Annotated in this window: 15 protein-coding genes; 8 read left to right on the top strand and 7 right to left on the bottom strand. The window is 61.2% G+C overall.

From position 1 onward, the window contains the following. Positions 1–60 precede the first annotated feature (60 nt). Positions 61–1,407: a lactonase family protein gene (locus tag FKG95_RS08190; protein WP_218940113.1), complete on the bottom strand. Its 1,347-nt coding sequence runs from the start codon at positions 1,405–1,407 to the stop codon at positions 61–63. A 121-nt stretch (positions 1,408–1,528) separates the two neighbouring features. Here FKG95_RS08190 and FKG95_RS08185 point away from each other — a divergent pair, with 121 nt between their 5' ends. Beyond that, on the top strand, positions 1,529–2,377 hold the full coding sequence (locus tag FKG95_RS08185; protein WP_179953983.1) for a LysR family transcriptional regulator: 849 nt from the start codon (positions 1,529–1,531) through the stop codon (positions 2,375–2,377). A gap of 36 nt (positions 2,378–2,413) precedes the next feature. Here the strand turns inward: FKG95_RS08185 and FKG95_RS08180 are convergent, their stop codons facing one another. Continuing rightward, a complete protein-coding gene (locus tag FKG95_RS08180; RefSeq protein WP_142895817.1) occupies positions 2,414–3,355 on the bottom strand; it encodes a LysR substrate-binding domain-containing protein in 942 nt (313 codons plus the stop codon). Positions 3,356–3,494: 139 nt separating this feature from the next. Between FKG95_RS08180 and FKG95_RS08175 the strand changes: the two genes are divergently transcribed. Continuing rightward, on the top strand, positions 3,495–4,178 hold the full coding sequence (locus tag FKG95_RS08175) for a hydrolase (RefSeq protein ID WP_179953982.1): 684 nt from the start codon (positions 3,495–3,497) through the stop codon (positions 4,176–4,178). Positions 4,179–4,242: 64 nt separating this feature from the next. Here the strand turns inward: FKG95_RS08175 and FKG95_RS08170 are convergent, their stop codons facing one another. From FKG95_RS08170 to FKG95_RS08155, 4 genes are all read right to left on the bottom strand, one after another. Further along, complete coding sequence (locus tag FKG95_RS08170; protein ID WP_142895815.1) at positions 4,243–5,730, bottom strand: tripartite tricarboxylate transporter permease; 1,488 nt, start codon at positions 5,728–5,730, stop codon at positions 4,243–4,245. Then, on the bottom strand, positions 5,727–6,218 hold the full coding sequence (locus FKG95_RS08165; protein WP_142895814.1) for a tripartite tricarboxylate transporter TctB family protein: 492 nt from the start codon (positions 6,216–6,218) through the stop codon (positions 5,727–5,729). The genes FKG95_RS08170 and FKG95_RS08165 overlap by 4 nt, the downstream gene beginning before the upstream one ends. 45 nt (positions 6,219–6,263) lie before the next feature. Beyond that, positions 6,264–7,256: a tripartite tricarboxylate transporter substrate binding protein gene (locus FKG95_RS08160; protein ID WP_179953981.1), complete on the bottom strand. Its 993-nt coding sequence runs from the start codon at positions 7,254–7,256 to the stop codon at positions 6,264–6,266. A 178-nt stretch (positions 7,257–7,434) separates the two neighbouring features. Continuing rightward, entirely contained in the window at positions 7,435–8,322 is an 888-nt protein-coding gene (locus FKG95_RS08155; RefSeq protein WP_142895813.1) for a LysR substrate-binding domain-containing protein, read from the bottom strand. 104 nt (positions 8,323–8,426) lie between these two features. On the opposite strand from FKG95_RS08155, the gene cuyA reads away from it, so the two are divergent. The 6 genes from cuyA (at position 8,427) to FKG95_RS08125 (ending at position 13,193) form a co-directional block, all read left to right on the top strand. After that, the gene (gene cuyA / locus FKG95_RS08150; protein ID WP_218940112.1) at positions 8,427–9,503 is read left to right on the top strand and encodes a D-cysteate sulfo-lyase; all 1,077 of its coding nucleotides are present in this window, start codon (positions 8,427–8,429) and stop codon (positions 9,501–9,503) included. Positions 9,504–9,536: 33 nt separating this feature from the next. Next, positions 9,537–10,436, top strand: coding sequence for an amino acid ABC transporter substrate-binding protein (locus FKG95_RS08145; RefSeq protein ID WP_218940111.1), 900 nt, complete (start codon positions 9,537–9,539; stop codon positions 10,434–10,436). Positions 10,437–10,505: 69 nt separating this feature from the next. Continuing rightward, positions 10,506–11,222: an amino acid ABC transporter permease gene (locus FKG95_RS08140; protein WP_142895811.1), complete on the top strand. Its 717-nt coding sequence runs from the start codon at positions 10,506–10,508 to the stop codon at positions 11,220–11,222. A 3-nt stretch (positions 11,223–11,225) separates the two neighbouring features. Further along, a complete protein-coding gene (locus tag FKG95_RS08135; protein ID WP_142895810.1) occupies positions 11,226–11,882 on the top strand; it encodes an amino acid ABC transporter permease in 657 nt (218 codons plus the stop codon). Continuing rightward, complete coding sequence (locus FKG95_RS08130; RefSeq protein ID WP_142895809.1) at positions 11,879–12,607, top strand: amino acid ABC transporter ATP-binding protein; 729 nt, start codon at positions 11,879–11,881, stop codon at positions 12,605–12,607. The genes FKG95_RS08135 and FKG95_RS08130 overlap by 4 nt, the downstream gene beginning before the upstream one ends. A 100-nt stretch (positions 12,608–12,707) precedes the next feature. Beyond that, a complete protein-coding gene (locus FKG95_RS08125; protein WP_246116720.1) occupies positions 12,708–13,193 on the top strand; it encodes a hypothetical protein in 486 nt (161 codons plus the stop codon). Between the two features lie 10 nt (positions 13,194–13,203). Here FKG95_RS08125 and FKG95_RS08120 read toward each other — a convergent pair whose 3' ends face one another. After that, a complete protein-coding gene (locus FKG95_RS08120) occupies positions 13,204–14,169 on the bottom strand; it encodes an LLM class oxidoreductase (RefSeq protein WP_142895808.1) in 966 nt (321 codons plus the stop codon). Positions 14,170–14,522: the final 353 nt, after the last annotated feature.

Here is a 14,522-nt window from a genome sequence, read left to right as displayed (position 1 = left end):
CGTGGTCGGAAAAAGGCCGCCGCCCGTTGAGTTCTAACGCGATCCGGGCGGCACACCTTCTTAGCGCGCAATCACCATCGAGTGCGCACCGCGCGCGACCGGGACGGAGTGCTCGGTTTTGATAAGCTGCGTGTTGCCGGGGTCCAGCGGGTCCGCCTGGATGCGCCAGAAGTCGATGGACGACCCCGCCACACGATCATCGAAATGGTCGTAGTTGGCGACTGCGAGATAGTTGCCGGAATTGTCGAAAACCGCGGCCTCCGGCAGAATACCATCATAGTTGAAGGTGCCGATCTCGGTCAGATCGCCGGTTTCCTGATCGAGCGCCGCCAGCGTCACGGAGGAATACCAGGTGATGCGGGGATCATCGTAAGGCAGGTAGCTGCGCTCGAGGTTGGTCGTCGCGACCCATCGGCCATCGGGTGAGACCGCCAGACCTTCCGGCGAGACGCCCGTCATCACGCGATCGACCAGCGCATGGCGCACCGCGCCGTCGTCACTGACTTCCGCGTTCATACGCACGGTCACCACCTGCCCGCGAGGCGCTTCAATCCACCTGCCGGCGATATCCGGCCCCCAATAGAGCGCGTTGGCCACCACATGGGAGCCGTCAGGCGTGAACATGACGCGGTAGGGCGCGCGGTCGATGTCGACGACGTTGCCGAAGGGCTCAACGGCGAGGTCATCAGTGACACGGGCAAAGCGCATGGAGTTGCCGAACTGATCGATGATGGCGAGGAGGTTTTCTTCGGGGTGCCAGTCCATATCCATAATGTTGTCTTCGCCCAGGGGATAGCCCTCGATGGTGGGGGAGACCGGATCACTCAAAGTGCCGTCCGCGTTGATACGGAAAAGCTGCATCGGCGTCTGGCCGCCGGAGCCGCCCTCGAAGGCGTAGCTGATCGCCAGAATGTCGCCTGTCGTGTTCACACGAACCGCAAGTGGACGATCCCCGATCTTCAATCTATCCCGCACCTCAGGTGCAGTCGGGTTAGCAAGGCTCACGACCGTAAGGGTCGAGCCGATGGACTTGTCGCTGAAACTGTGCGGATCGTCGTCGTCCGGTCGTGGGGTGAAGGTTTCCACTACAAAGGCGAGACGGCCGTCGGGCGTGATGTCAACGGCCGCCGGCGGGCCGGCAACGGAATTTGAGGCGAAGACTTCGGACGCGGTCCAGTCACGCGGATCGCCGTCGAGCGGAATCACAGCGAGTGTGTCCCTGCCCTCGCGCGGACCAAGCTGGCCATTGACGTAAGCCGAGGAGACCATGTCCGCATCTTGGACGGAGACGATGTAACGGCCTTCGAAATCGAGCTGACCGCGCGCATCGCGCGATCCTGCTTCTTGCGCGGACGCGGGGGCAAGAAGCGCGGTTGAGACGGCCAGTGTGGCAAGCAGAGTCTTCAAGATGATCTCCTTTGTTCCGGGACTGAGGCGCTTGATTTGCGCCCTACCGGACATAAATTCGATCAATCGGAGCTCTTTACGATATTCCAGAATGATAAGTTTGATAAACGGTGGTTATCGAATGTTCACGCTCAACGACTATGAAAGCGTCATCGCTATCGCGGAAGAAGCGCACTTCGGGCGTGCCGCGAGGCGGATGAACGTCACACAACCGGCTTTATCATCGCGGCTGCGCCGCGTAGAAGAAGAACTTGGCGTCCGGCTCTTCGACAGAGACCGCGGCGGCGTCACGGTCACGCCCGCGGGCGAGCAGTTCGTCGAGGGCGCGGAACGGGTCATCACCGCCGCCGAGGAGACCACACGCTCGGCACGCAACGCGCAGGCCGGTCTGGGCCAGACGCTCAGGATCGGAATGACCCAGGTCGCTGCCTACCAGGTCGTCATACCCACGCTGATTGCGTTTCGTCAGGAACACCCCCACGCCCGGATCAAGCTTTACGAAGGCACGACCGCGGGTCTGGAAAAGCGGCTTGAGCAGGGCATGGTCGATATCGCCTTTCTCCACCCGCCCCTCCATGCGCCGGGTCTCTCCGAGACGCTGTTGCTGTCGACGCCAATGTCGATTTTCGATGGTGATCCGGATCCGATGAACCGCAGACCCCTTGTCGCCTATCCCCGTGCCGAAGCCCCCGTGCTGATGGGCGTGCTCGCGCGCCAGTCCAATGAGGGCAATGGCGAATATCCGGCCGCAGAGGCCGATACCATGCTCGGCGCGATCATCCTGTCACGCGCGGGCTTCGGTCCATTCGCAACGACCGCGGATTACCCGACACCTTTTGAAAAGACGGAATCCTGTCTGAACGCGCAAAGCACCGGATTGTCCCTGGACACGTCCATCGCACGGCGGTCACTGGACAGACGGCCGATGGTTGAAACCCTCATCAAGGCAGCGATCAGCTCCTTGACCTGACCCCGCGGTCGGAAACCGGGTGCGATGAAGCGCAAGTTAAGGGTGGCTCTCGCCCAGGCTAATGACGTCCTCGCCACTCTCCGCAAGAGCCGTCATAAGAGGCTCGGTGACGAAATCGATAAAACTGCGCACCGCGGGACGCATCAGATGGCGCGACTTGAAAAGAATGTTCACCGGCGCATGATGAGTTACCCATGGCGCGCAGATGCGCTCCAGCCGTCCGCTCTCCAGTTCCTTGCGGACATTCATTCGAGGAAGCATGACGATCAGGTCGCTCTGCAACGCGGCCTCCAGAAGAATTGGCGGCGAGAGTGAAACAAGCCGTGGCCGGATCGGGATCTTCCTGTCTTTTTGGCCACTCGCCGACAGGGTCAGCATCGACTCGCTCAAATCATCCGATCGGAGCAGTCCGATGGGCAGGCCTTCCAGGTCATCGATGGATAAAGGCGTGTGATCAGATTTGCGAACGCCCTGATAGAGCGCACTTTCGACCTCTCCCACCGTGCGCTTGGTCAGATCGCCCAATCCGGGGTCACCAACACGAATAGCAATATCATAGTTCTCCTCAAAGAGATCGACGCGTCGGTTTTCGAGGGTCAGCGTCAAATCACAGAGCGGAAACTTCGCGATGTACTGTGCCGCGATCGGCCCCATCAGCGTCTGCCCCAGGATAATCGGTGCAGTGACGCGAACCCGGCCCGCGGGCACGCCCCGCATCGCCTCCAGGGAATGGTCTACCGCTTTCGCCTCGTTTAAAATCTGGGTTGCGTGGTCGATTGCGATCCGGCCCGCTTCGGTGATCGTCACATGCCGCGTCGAGCGCTCGAAGAGACGCAGGCCGGCGTCCCCTTCCATGCGGGCGACGCGTCTGCTCAGCGTCGCAGCCGGTAGCCCGATCCGTCTGCCGGCCTCGGCAAAGCTGTATCCGCGCGCAAGCTCGACCAGGATGCGCACGTCTGTCATATCCGAAATCAGCATTCCATTCTCGTCAATATTGCATCCCGGTTTTCGTATCTACCTTCAAAGTTGGAACACTCTATTTATCAGGTGCGCCCAGGAAAACGCAACCGCACGCGGCGTATCTTGGCTTCCACTTTCAGTACATTCGGAGAAACAAATGACGTTGCCGGCATCTGAACTGACACCCGACAATTGTGCCTTCCTCATGATCGACCATCAGGTCGGTTTGATGCAGTTCCTCTCCTCCATCGATCCCATGCAGCTCAAAAACAACATCCTCGGCCATGCAAAGACGGCCCGCGCCTTCGATATTCCGGTCATCATGGGAACGAGCTGGCCGATGGGCCCGAACGGGCCGACAATGCCTGAACTGAAGGCCTTGTTTCCGGACGTCGATGTCATCGACCGCCCCGTGGTCAATTTCTGGAACGACGACACATCGCGCCAGGCGGTTGAAGCGACGGGCCGCAAGAAACTGGTCATTTCGGGTCTCGCAACGGAGGTCTGCGCGGCCTTTCCGGCCATCTCGGCATTGCGCGACGGTTATGAAGTCTACGTCGTCATCGATGCCTGCGCTGATTTCAATCCGATGATCACGGACGTCACGACACAGAGGCTGGCTGCCGCCGGTGCGATCGTGACGACGTGGGTCGCGGTGCTGGCGGAACTCGCCGCGAACACCGAGGTGAATGGCAAGCACATCGGCCTGCTGCTGAGCGAACACATGGGGCAATACTATGCGGCCATGAACGGCTTTCTCGGCGTCTCTCCCAACGCCGATGCCGTGCGCAAAGGCATAGGCCTGACGGGTGAGCCACCGATCCCCATGACAGGCCTTTGATCGCCAAGCGATTGCGTGCGGAGGGTTAGGGCATGAATTCATGCCCCGGGCTCGCACGCAATCGCTACCTGCGCCGTCGTTTGTAAAACGGCAACTGGGTGACCAGCATGAAAATCAGGGTGCAGCTCAGCACCAGGGAGATGGGATGACTGATCAGGTCGGTGAAGAACTGTCCGACATCCTCACGTGCGCCGATCATGGCGCGGCGGTAGTTGGCGTCGATCAGCGGTCCCAGGATAACGCCTAGTATGACCGGGCCGACCTGAAAGCCGTAGCGCTTCAGCAGGTATCCCACCACCCCGAACGCGAGCGCCCAGGTGATATGGATCGGATTGTTCTGGATGGCGTAGGCCCCGACCGCCGACAAGACCACGATCAGGGGAATCAGGATCGCGCGCGGGCATTCAACGACCTTGGTGAAGATGCGAATGCCGGTCAGACCGAAGACCAGAAGGAAGAGGTTCGCCAGGGTCAGGTTGCCGACGATAAACCAAAAGAGATGCGGCGTGTCGGTCAGCAGCAGCGGGCCGGGCTTGAGGCCGTGGATGAAGAGCGCCCCGATGATGATCGCCGTCACGGCATCGCCCGGGATCCCCAGGGTGAGCATGGGCACGAAAGCGCCGCCGACCGCCGCGTTGTTCGCGGTCTCCGGCGCAATCAAACCTTCCTTCGCTCCTTCGCCGAAGGGAACTTCGGGGTTCTTGGTGCTGCGCTTCGCCTGATCGTAGGCCAGCAGCGCCGCGATATCTCCGCCCGTGCCCGGAAGCGCACCGATCAGGGTGCCGAGGCCCGAAGACTTGAGACCTAGAACAAGATACCGCCGGACGTCCGGCCAGGAGGGCACGATGCGGGTCACGGCCTGCTTGATCGGCGTCCTGGCCACATGCTCCAGCTGCACCAGAGCTTCGGCGACACCGAAGAAGCCGATCATGGCGACCACGAAGGGAATGCCGCCCATGAGATTGATCGAGCCGTAGGTAAACCTGGCTTCGGCGGTCATGGGATCGAGCCCGATCATGCCGATCATCACGCCGAGCGCGCCCGCGAAAGCCCCCTTGGCAAAGCTCTCGCCGGACAGTGTGCCGACCAGCAGGATCCCGATGATCCCCAGCAGCATGTAGTCCCGGGAGGTAAACTTGATGGCGAAGTCCGCGATCAGAGGCGCCGCGAGGGCGAGCGCCAGAACCCCGATCAGGCCCCCGATGACGGACATGACGGTGGAAAGGCCGATGGCTTCACCGGCCAATCCCTTCTTCGCCAGGGGATAGCCATCGAGGGCCGTCGCGATGGCGCTGGGTGCGCCGGGGATGTTCAGGAGGATCGCGGTCCGCGCCCCGCCGTAGACGCCGCCCACGTAAACGCCGGCGATGAGCGCCAGCGCTTCGTTCACATCCCACTTGAAGGTAAAAGAGATCAGGATGGAAGTGGCCATGGTCACCGACAGTCCCGGGATCGCCCCTACGTAGATCCCCGCCAGCGTTCCGACCGCCGTCAGAAACAGCAGTCCCGGATCGAGCCAGGAGGTCGCGAAGAAACCGAGGGTCTCCATCATGACCAAAGCTTCCCCGTCTGCCAGAGGCTTCCCAGGGGAAGAACAACCTGAAAGACGACGCGGAACAGCAGATAGATGGCCAGGATTGAAAGCGTCGAGAGCGCAGCGGCCAATACCGGGCCGCGCCGCCAGAGCCCCCAGATCGCGACGAAGAGGAAGGCTCCGGACGCGGCGAGGAATCCGAGACCCGGGATCAAAGCCGCATAGACCGTGACGAGCCCCGCGAAGAGCACGACCCGCAGGGGCAGCAGGTAAGCGATCAGGGCTTGAATTCCACTGCCGTTTCGGGGTTTGCGCAGGGTATCGGCGAGAATCAGCAGGCTGCTGAGCAGCATGACCCCGGCGGCAAGCATGGGCATCACGCCGCCCGTGGTCAGGCCCCTGAATCCCGAGATTGCATGGGCCTCGGCAAAGACGAAGCCTGCGACCAGGACAAGGAGCAGCGCGAAGAGCCGCTCCCCGGGGCGAAGTTGATTTGAAGTCTCCATCGGAAAGTCGTCCGGCCCACGGCGCGCGTGGGCCGGAGCATCACACTAAGGGCGCGAAATGCCGAGTTCTTCCGGGCTGACCTTCGCGGCGCCGGTATCCTGCAACGCCCAGACCGTCACCTGCTGCCACTTCGCGAGAAAGTCGACGGCCTCCTGCCCGCCCATGTTCATCACCACATTGCCGCGATTGGCCATGAGGTCCAGGAAGGTCTTGTCTGTGGCCGCGGTCGCGAAGACCTCGGTCAGCTTTGCCTTCACATCGTCAGGCACGTCCGCGCGCACGAAGACGCCGTAGAACGGGCCCCAGGGCAGAAACTTCGCCATCTCCGGAAGGGTATCGGTGATCGCCGGAACATCCGGCAGGGTGTCCACCGGCTCCGGGTTCACGACCGCGAGCGCGCGCATCTTGCCCGCCTTGATCTGCTCTGCGGCGGCCGAGATGCCGGAGGGCATGAAGTCGACCTCGCCGCCGAGCATGGCGGTCAGGCCGGGACCCTCGCCACCGAAGGGGATAGCGGTGACATCGAAGTCGGTTGCGTTGGAGACGAGCGCGCCGATGGTCGAAGGCAGGCCGCCGGGGCCTGTCGAGCCCATCTTCACCTGACCGGGGTTGGCCTTGATGTCGTCCAGCAGCTCGGACAGCGTCTGGTACTTGGAGTCCGCCGCAACCGCGATGACCGCCACACCGCGCCCCAGTATATTGATCGGATACATGTCACTGTAATCGATGTCCGAGACGCCCATGACGCCATGCAGCTGAGGATTTTCCGCGCCGTAGAGGAAGGTGTAGCCGTCCGCCGGTGCGGCATTCACGAAGGCCGTCGAGATGGCCCCGGCGCCGCCGGATTTGTTCAGGACGACGATGGGCTTTCCGAGCGCTTCTTCCGCCGCCGGGTTGACCGCGCGCGCCACGGTGTCCGTTGCGCCGCCGGCCCCCCACATCACAACACCCAGAACTTCGCGTTCCGGATATTCCGCCAATGCCGGGCTGGTTACGAGCGCCAGCGCAGCCACCGCCAGTTTAAGTGATTTAATCATTTTCTCTCCCCTAAGGACTTACAAGCTCTATACTTTTTATGCATTCAAATTCCCCCGGAGCGAAGGCCGAGTCAAACAACAATGTCTTTTTGACACCACTGGCTACAAACGTGCCGTAGGGAGTCGCGCGACACGCGAAGAAAAACCCGGCCAGGCGTTCCGGCATGGGAATCAGGCCTCAGGCCTCGGCCTCCAGACAGTCCTGAAACTGCCGCGCCTTCCTGTTGGAGGCATGCACATAGAGTGTGATGTCCATCGGAATACGCCGGTAATCTGACGAAAGGATCACCGCCTCCCCCGAAATGATTTCGTCGTGAATCAGCGAATGAGGCACCCAGGCGGCACCGACACCGGCTGTCACCATCCGAGCAACGCCAACGGAAAAGGCGCTCTCCACGGCGATCGGGCCATCGAGTATGCGCGCCGCGCCGCGATGATGGAGAGAGACGATCTGGCCAAGGAAACTCTCGGCCGGGTAGACGATGCAAGGCACATGCTCGGGCAGAATGTTGTCGTCCAACAACTGGTGACGCAGGGCACCCCCGACCACGGGCACAAGCGCGTCCCTGCGCCACACGCATCGCGCAACCGTATCGTCAAAGGGCACCTGTGGTAGCTCCCGGTACTCGTAACTCACCATCACATCCGCTTCATGGCGCAGGAACATGGACATGGCGGTATCCTGATTCTGCGTGCGCAGGCGCACCTGCCATCTCATATCCTTGGCGTTGGCCTTCTGGATGATCTCCGGCACCGCGGACGCCGAGAGCGAATGCTGCGCGACCAGGACCAGCGGCTCCCCCTGCCCCTCCGGCTTCTTCAGATGGCCGTGCAGTTGACGGAGATGCCCGAGCAGTGCGCGGATCTGCGGCTCGCTCTTTGCCAAGAGCGGAGACAGTTCCACGCGGTTGGCCCCACGGACCAGAAGATCCTGCCCGATCCAGTGTTCCAGCGCGCGAATGCGGCGTGAAAACGCCGGTTGGGTCATGTTCCGGCGCACGGCGGCGGCGGTCAGATTGCGCTCTTCCAGGAGTATCAGCGCATCTTCAAGCAATCGTGTATCCATGCCTCAGACATACTTTAAGTATGAGCAGTCTGCAATATCGGCATTATCAATCTCGCTTTTTTCGCCCTAGCCTAAGTACAAATATGTCAAAGGAGATCTCTTTCATGAATACGCCGGCGGTGGCAGAGACGAGAGACGCGACCGAACATCTTCCACTCCTGAAGCGCGCGCTTGAGAAATTTCCGCGCGTTCCATTGGGCCACCTGCCGACGCCGCTGGAACCAATGGATCGCCTGAGCGAAGCGCTCGGCGGGCCGCGCATCTGGATCAAGCGTGACGATTGCACCGGGCTATCCTCCGGCGGCAACAAAACCCGCAAGCTGGAATTCCTGATGGCGGAGGCGCAGAAACTTGGCGCCGACACGATCATCACGCAAGGCGCCACCCAGTCCAATCATGCCCGTCAGACCGCGGCGGCTTCAGCGAAACTGGGCATGGAGTGTCATATCCTGCTGGAGGACCGCACGGGCTCGGACGTCCCCGAATACAATCTCAACGGCAACGTCCTGCTGAACCAGCTTCATGGCGCATCCATTGCCAGGCGACCGGGCGGTGCCGATATGAGCGCCGAAATGGACACTCTCGCTGCCGCGCTGCAATCCGGCGGCAGGAAGCCTTACATCATCCCGGGCGGCGGCTCGAACCGCGTCGGGGCCCTGGGTTACGTGAACTGCGCCGCCGAACTCACCGAGCAGGCGCAGGCCATGGGTGTGAAAATCGACGCGCTGGTGCATGCCACCGGCAGTTCGGGTACGCAGGCCGGGCTTGTCGCCGGTCTGGCGGCGCTTGCCAGTGACATCCATCTGCTGGGCATCGGCGTGCGCGCACCCCGGGAAAAGCAGGAAGAGATGGTCTACGACCTCGCCTGCAAAACCATGGATTATCTGGGCATGGGGGTCGAGATCGACCGCGCCTCGGTGCGCGCGAACTGCGACTACGTGGGCGCGGGCTACGGCCTCCCAACCGACGGCATGCGCGACGCGCTCCTGCTGCTGGCCCGGCTGGAAGGGCTGCTGTTCGACCCCGTTTACTCGGGCAAAGGACTGGACGGCCTGATCGATCAGGTTCGCCAAGGCACCTTCGACGGCATGGAAAACATCGCGTTCCTGCACACGGGCGGCAGTGCCGCCCTCTTCGGATATCCGGAGATCTTCAATCTGCCTGGCTATCAAAAGCAATAACGGCACCAGACGTTCAACAAGGAGGACTTCAGCATGAAACTGCTTAAACCCATGAAACTGCTTAAACCCACGAAGCTGCTTAAAGCCATCCTGGCGACGGCACTGACCTTTTCCTTGGCCGGTCCCGTTGCCGCCGACGGGCATGGTGGCACCCTGGAGAAAATCGATGCCGCCGGCGAAATCGTCATCGGCCATCGCGAGAGCTCCGTTCCCTTTGCCTATCTGGATGAAAATCAGAAACCGATCGGCTATTCCATGGACCTTTGCATGAAGATCGTGGATGCGGTTTCCGCCGAGCTGGGCAAGGAACTCTCGATCAAATACGTGCCGGTCAACCCCAAGACCAGGATTGCGCTCATGGCCAATGGCACCATTGACCTGGAGTGCGGATCCACCACCAACAACCTGACGCGCCAGGAACAGGTTGAATACCTGCCGACCACCTTCATCACCGGCACCAAGCTGATGGTGCGCAAGGGCTCGGGCATCAATTCGGTTGCGGATCTGGGCGGCAAGGCGATTGCGCTGGCTCAAGGAACGACAAACGAGCGTGCAGTCAAAGCCGCCGTAAAAGAGCTGGGCCTCGACGTGAAAATTCTGCCGGTGCGCGATCATGCCGAGGGCATGCTGTCCCTGGAAACCGATCGGGTCGACGCCTACTCCACAGACCACATCCTGCTGTTCGGTCTGATCAACAAATCCAAGTCCCCGGATGATTTCGCCGTGGTCGGCGATTTCCTGTCCTTCGATCCCTACGCCATCATGGTGCGGCGCGACGACAGCGCATTTGAACTGATCGGCAAGAAGGCAATGGCCGAGGTTTTCCGCTCGGGAGAGATCGACGAAATCTACGCCAAATGGTTTGGCCCCCTGGGCGTTGAACAGACCGACCTGCTCAAGGCAGCCTTCAAACTCAACGCTTTGCCGAACTAAGCGTCTCCCGCGACGCCGGGGCTCCGCAGAGAATCGGGGTCCCGGCAACTTCAACAGGGAAACTTCCATATGAACTATAACTGGAACTGGTCGGTCCTCTTCGAGGAGGAATACCTGGGCTGGCTGATATCCGGTGTCGGCTGGACCTTCGCGGTCGCGCTCGTGGCCTGGGTTCTGGCTTTGGCTGTCGGGGTTCTCGTGGGTGTCGGACGGACCCTGCCCTCCAAACCCGTCGCATTCATCTGTACGGCCTATGTCGAGCTCTTTCGCAACGTACCGCTGCTGGTCCAGCTGTTTCTCTGGTACTTCGTGGTGCCGGAAATCGTGCCCGACGACATGGGCCGCTGGCTGAAGCGCGATCTGCCCAACCCGGAATACGTGACGGCTGTCATCGGACTGGGACTTTACACCGCAAGCCGGGTCGCCGAACAGGTGCGCGCCGGTATCAATGCCGTGGGCAGCGGGCTGACGAACGCCGCCTACGCCAACGGCTTTTCAACGGCGCAGACCTACCGCTACGTGCTGCTGCCGATCTCCTTCCGCCTGATCGTTCCGCCCATGACCTCCGAGTTCCTGACCATCTTCAAGAATTCGTCATTGGCCCTGACCATCGGTCTTCTGGAACTCACAGCCCAAAGCCAGCAGATCGCGGAATACACATTCCAGGGCTTCGAGGCCTTCACGGCCGCCACCGTCATCTATGTGGTCATTGCCCTGGGCGCGACGCTGATCGCTCAACTGCTCGAGAAACACACCCGGATCCCGGGTTTCGTCGGAAAGGCCTGACGCATGAGCGATTTCGACCTTTCCGTTATCGCGGACAATCTGCCCTTCCTCTGGCAGGGCCTGCAGCTCTCCCTCTTCCTGACCCTGCTGGCCATCGTGGGCGGTATCATTCTGGGCACGGTGCTCGCACTGATGCGGCTATCGGGTTTCGCGCCTCTTTCGCTTTTCGCTGCCGCCTATGTGAACCTGATCCGCTCGGTCCCTCTGATTCTGGTGATCTTCTGGTTCTATTTCCTGGTGCCTTTGGCCCTGGGACGGCCCATCGGCGGGTTCTACTCCGCGCTGATCGCCTTTGTGATGTTCGAGGCCGCCTATTACTCCGAGATTATCCGGGCCGGCATTCAGTCCATCCGCAAGGGACAGGTCCACGCCGGGCAGGCGACGGGGCTCAGCTACTGGCAAATCCAACGCTACGTCGTGCTGCCGCAAGCGTTCCGCAACATGATCCCGATTCTTGTGACACAGGGCATCATCCTGTTTCAGGACACCAGCCTCGTCTTCGTCGTCAGCCTGCGCGATTTCATGACCGTCTCTTCCATCGTCGCCCGGACCGAGGGGCGCCTGGCGGAAATGTATGTCTTCGCGGCCCTGGTCTACTTCGTTATCTGCTTCGCCGGCTCCCTCCTCGTCCGGCATCTTCAAAAGGCGAAAACCGCATGATCACGATCACGGATATCTCGAAATGGTATGGCAGCTTCCAGGTTCTTGCCGACTGCACGACCGCCGTCGAGAAGGGCGAAGTCGTCGTGGTTTGCGGTCCGTCCGGCTCCGGAAAATCCACGCTGATAAAATGCGTCAACGGGCTTGAGCCGGTACAAAAGGGCAGCATCAATGTCGAAGGCATCGAGGTCACGGACAAGAGCACCAACCTGACCAAACTGCGCGCGCGCATCGGAATGGTGTTTCAGCACTTCGAGCTTTATCCGCACATGAGCGTCCGCGAGAATCTCTGCCTTGCCCAGGAAAAGGTATTGCGCAGGTCGCGCGACGAGGCCAATGCCAAGGCTGAGGCGCTGATCGACCGTGTGGGCCTTTTGCCTCATATCGAGAAACACCCCGGCCAGCTCTCCGGCGGTCAGCAACAGCGGGTGGCCATCAGCCGGGCGCTGGCAATGGATCCCATCGCGATGCTGTTTGACGAACCGACCTCCGCGCTCGATCCCGAAATGATCAACGAGGTGCTCGACGTGATGGTCGAGCTTGCCCAGGACGGCATGACCATGATGGTGGTGACCCACGAGATGGGCTTCGCCCGGAAGGTGGCGGACCGGGTTGTCTTCATGGATGACGGCAGGATCGTCGAGGATCGCGTGACCGACCAGTTCTTCGACCACCCGGAAAGCGAGCGCGCGCAGGACTTCCTCGGCAAGATCCTGAACCACTAACGGCTACAGAGAGCAGTCCATGCTCCGCGGCGCCTTCCTTCACGCTGCGGCAGATCGGCGCGCCATAATAGGTGGCCGTGACAGAAGTCCCCCGAGCTTTATGATCAGCGGCATCATGGATGACCTGACCATTGCCCGCGCCCTTCATATCCTCGCACTTGTACATTGGATCGGCGGTGTCTCCCTCGTCACGCTCGTCCTGCTGCCGGGCCTCCTGCGCGCGGTTCCGGCAACGGAGCGGCTAGCGCTCTTCGAGATGATCGAGGGACGCTTCGCCTTCCAGGCCAGGATCTCGACCCTCATTGCCGGGGCGAGCGGCTTCTATATGACCTACCGCCTGGAGGCCTGGGACCGCTTCGCCGACCCGGCCTACTGGTGGATGCACGCCATGCTCGCCGTGTGGACTCTCTTTACCTTCATCCTTTTCATTGCCGAGCCCCTCTTCCTGCACCGCTGGTTTCATGAAAAGGCGCGCGCCATGCCGAACGAAACCTTCGCCCTGATGCTCACCCTGCATCGTGTCTTGCTCGCAGTAAGCGTCGTGACCATCGGCGCCAGCGTCCTGGGCGCTCACGGCGCGATCTGACAGGCATCGGTCACTGTGAAAATTCAGGCAGCAGCTCTTCCGCGATACGCTTGAGGGTCGTTTCAATGTCGGCGTTGTTGAAGCGCAGGTTCAGCGCTACGTGGTTCACGCCGAGGCTTTCCACCTCGCGCAGATATTGCAGCAGGAAACCAGTCCCTGCGCTAAACCCCAAATGGATCGGGCGCGCTGGGGCATCCGGCTTTGCGAGAACATCGACGTAGAGCGATTGCATCACCGGTTTGTCCGTCCCGCCGCCATCCAGGACGCGCTGGCGGTATTCCGCGACCATGCTGCCCTGGACGTCGGGATTGCGCGGATAGGTCATCCAGCCGTCGCCCTGTTCGGCAACCCACTCAGGCGTTTGCTGACAGCCCCCCGTGATCAGCATGGGAATACGCCCGGCGACCGGTTTCGGCAGCATATCCATATACCCGTTGAGCCGGCCATGCAGACCCTCGAAACGGGGATTGGTCTCGAAGGCGGCCCGCATGTAGTTCACGCTGTCCCGGAAGCGCGCGCCACGTTCGTCATAATCCATATTGAGCGCCGGATATTCTTCCGGCCGGTCGCCGGAGGCCACGCCGAGCAGAACCCGCCCGCCCGACAAAAGATCCGCCGAAGCCGCCGCCTTGGCCACGTGCGCCGGATGGCGCAGAGGCAGGATCACGCTCGCAACCCCCAGGCCGATCCGCTCCGTGCAGGCCGCCAGGGCCCCGAGGTAAACAAAGGGGTCGTAAATCTGCCCGACGTCGCCGAAAGACGGCACGCTGAAGGGAATGTCGCGCAGCCAGATCGCCGAGAACCCCAGCTCTTCCGCCAGTTTGACCCGCTCTATATGGCGTTCCAGCGTCGGCATCTCTTCGATCATATAGGCCTCGAGCGGGGCAACGAGCCCGAGGCTGAGACGCCCCGGCTTGAAGACCCTGTTGTAGGCCCTGCTGATCGGCGCAAAGCCTGGCGTGTCCGGTCTGTTCAATTGCGTCTCGTCCTTTGCGGGTTGCGCGCTACAAACAGCGCGGCGGCATCCGGCTTCCGACACCTTTATGGAGGCTGCGGGCGCGCGCCGCCAGCAAAGACGTTTTCTGGCTCGGATGGAATTCACTTTTTTGTCGCTGCAAGGACGATGGATTTGCGGCCAAGTGATGGTCTTGTTGGGAGACGTGGCGCCTTGCACCTAACTGTGTTTACGTTCAGACTCGAAATTATGCGTCGGACCGAGATCCATGGCGCACAGATTTGGACCTGCCTCTGCTCATTGACCCCGCTTAGTTGCGTTCTGAATCAACGGCGGGGTTTCTTCAAGGTACTATTCTGAATCAGCTGAAGCTG

This window comes from Denitrobaculum tricleocarpae (assembly GCF_007004665.1).
Taxonomy (GTDB): Bacteria; Pseudomonadota; Alphaproteobacteria; order Kiloniellales; family Kiloniellaceae; genus Denitrobaculum; species Denitrobaculum tricleocarpae.
The sequence above is the reverse complement of the archived record's forward strand: the minus strand, read 5'-3'. Positions and strand labels throughout refer to the sequence as shown.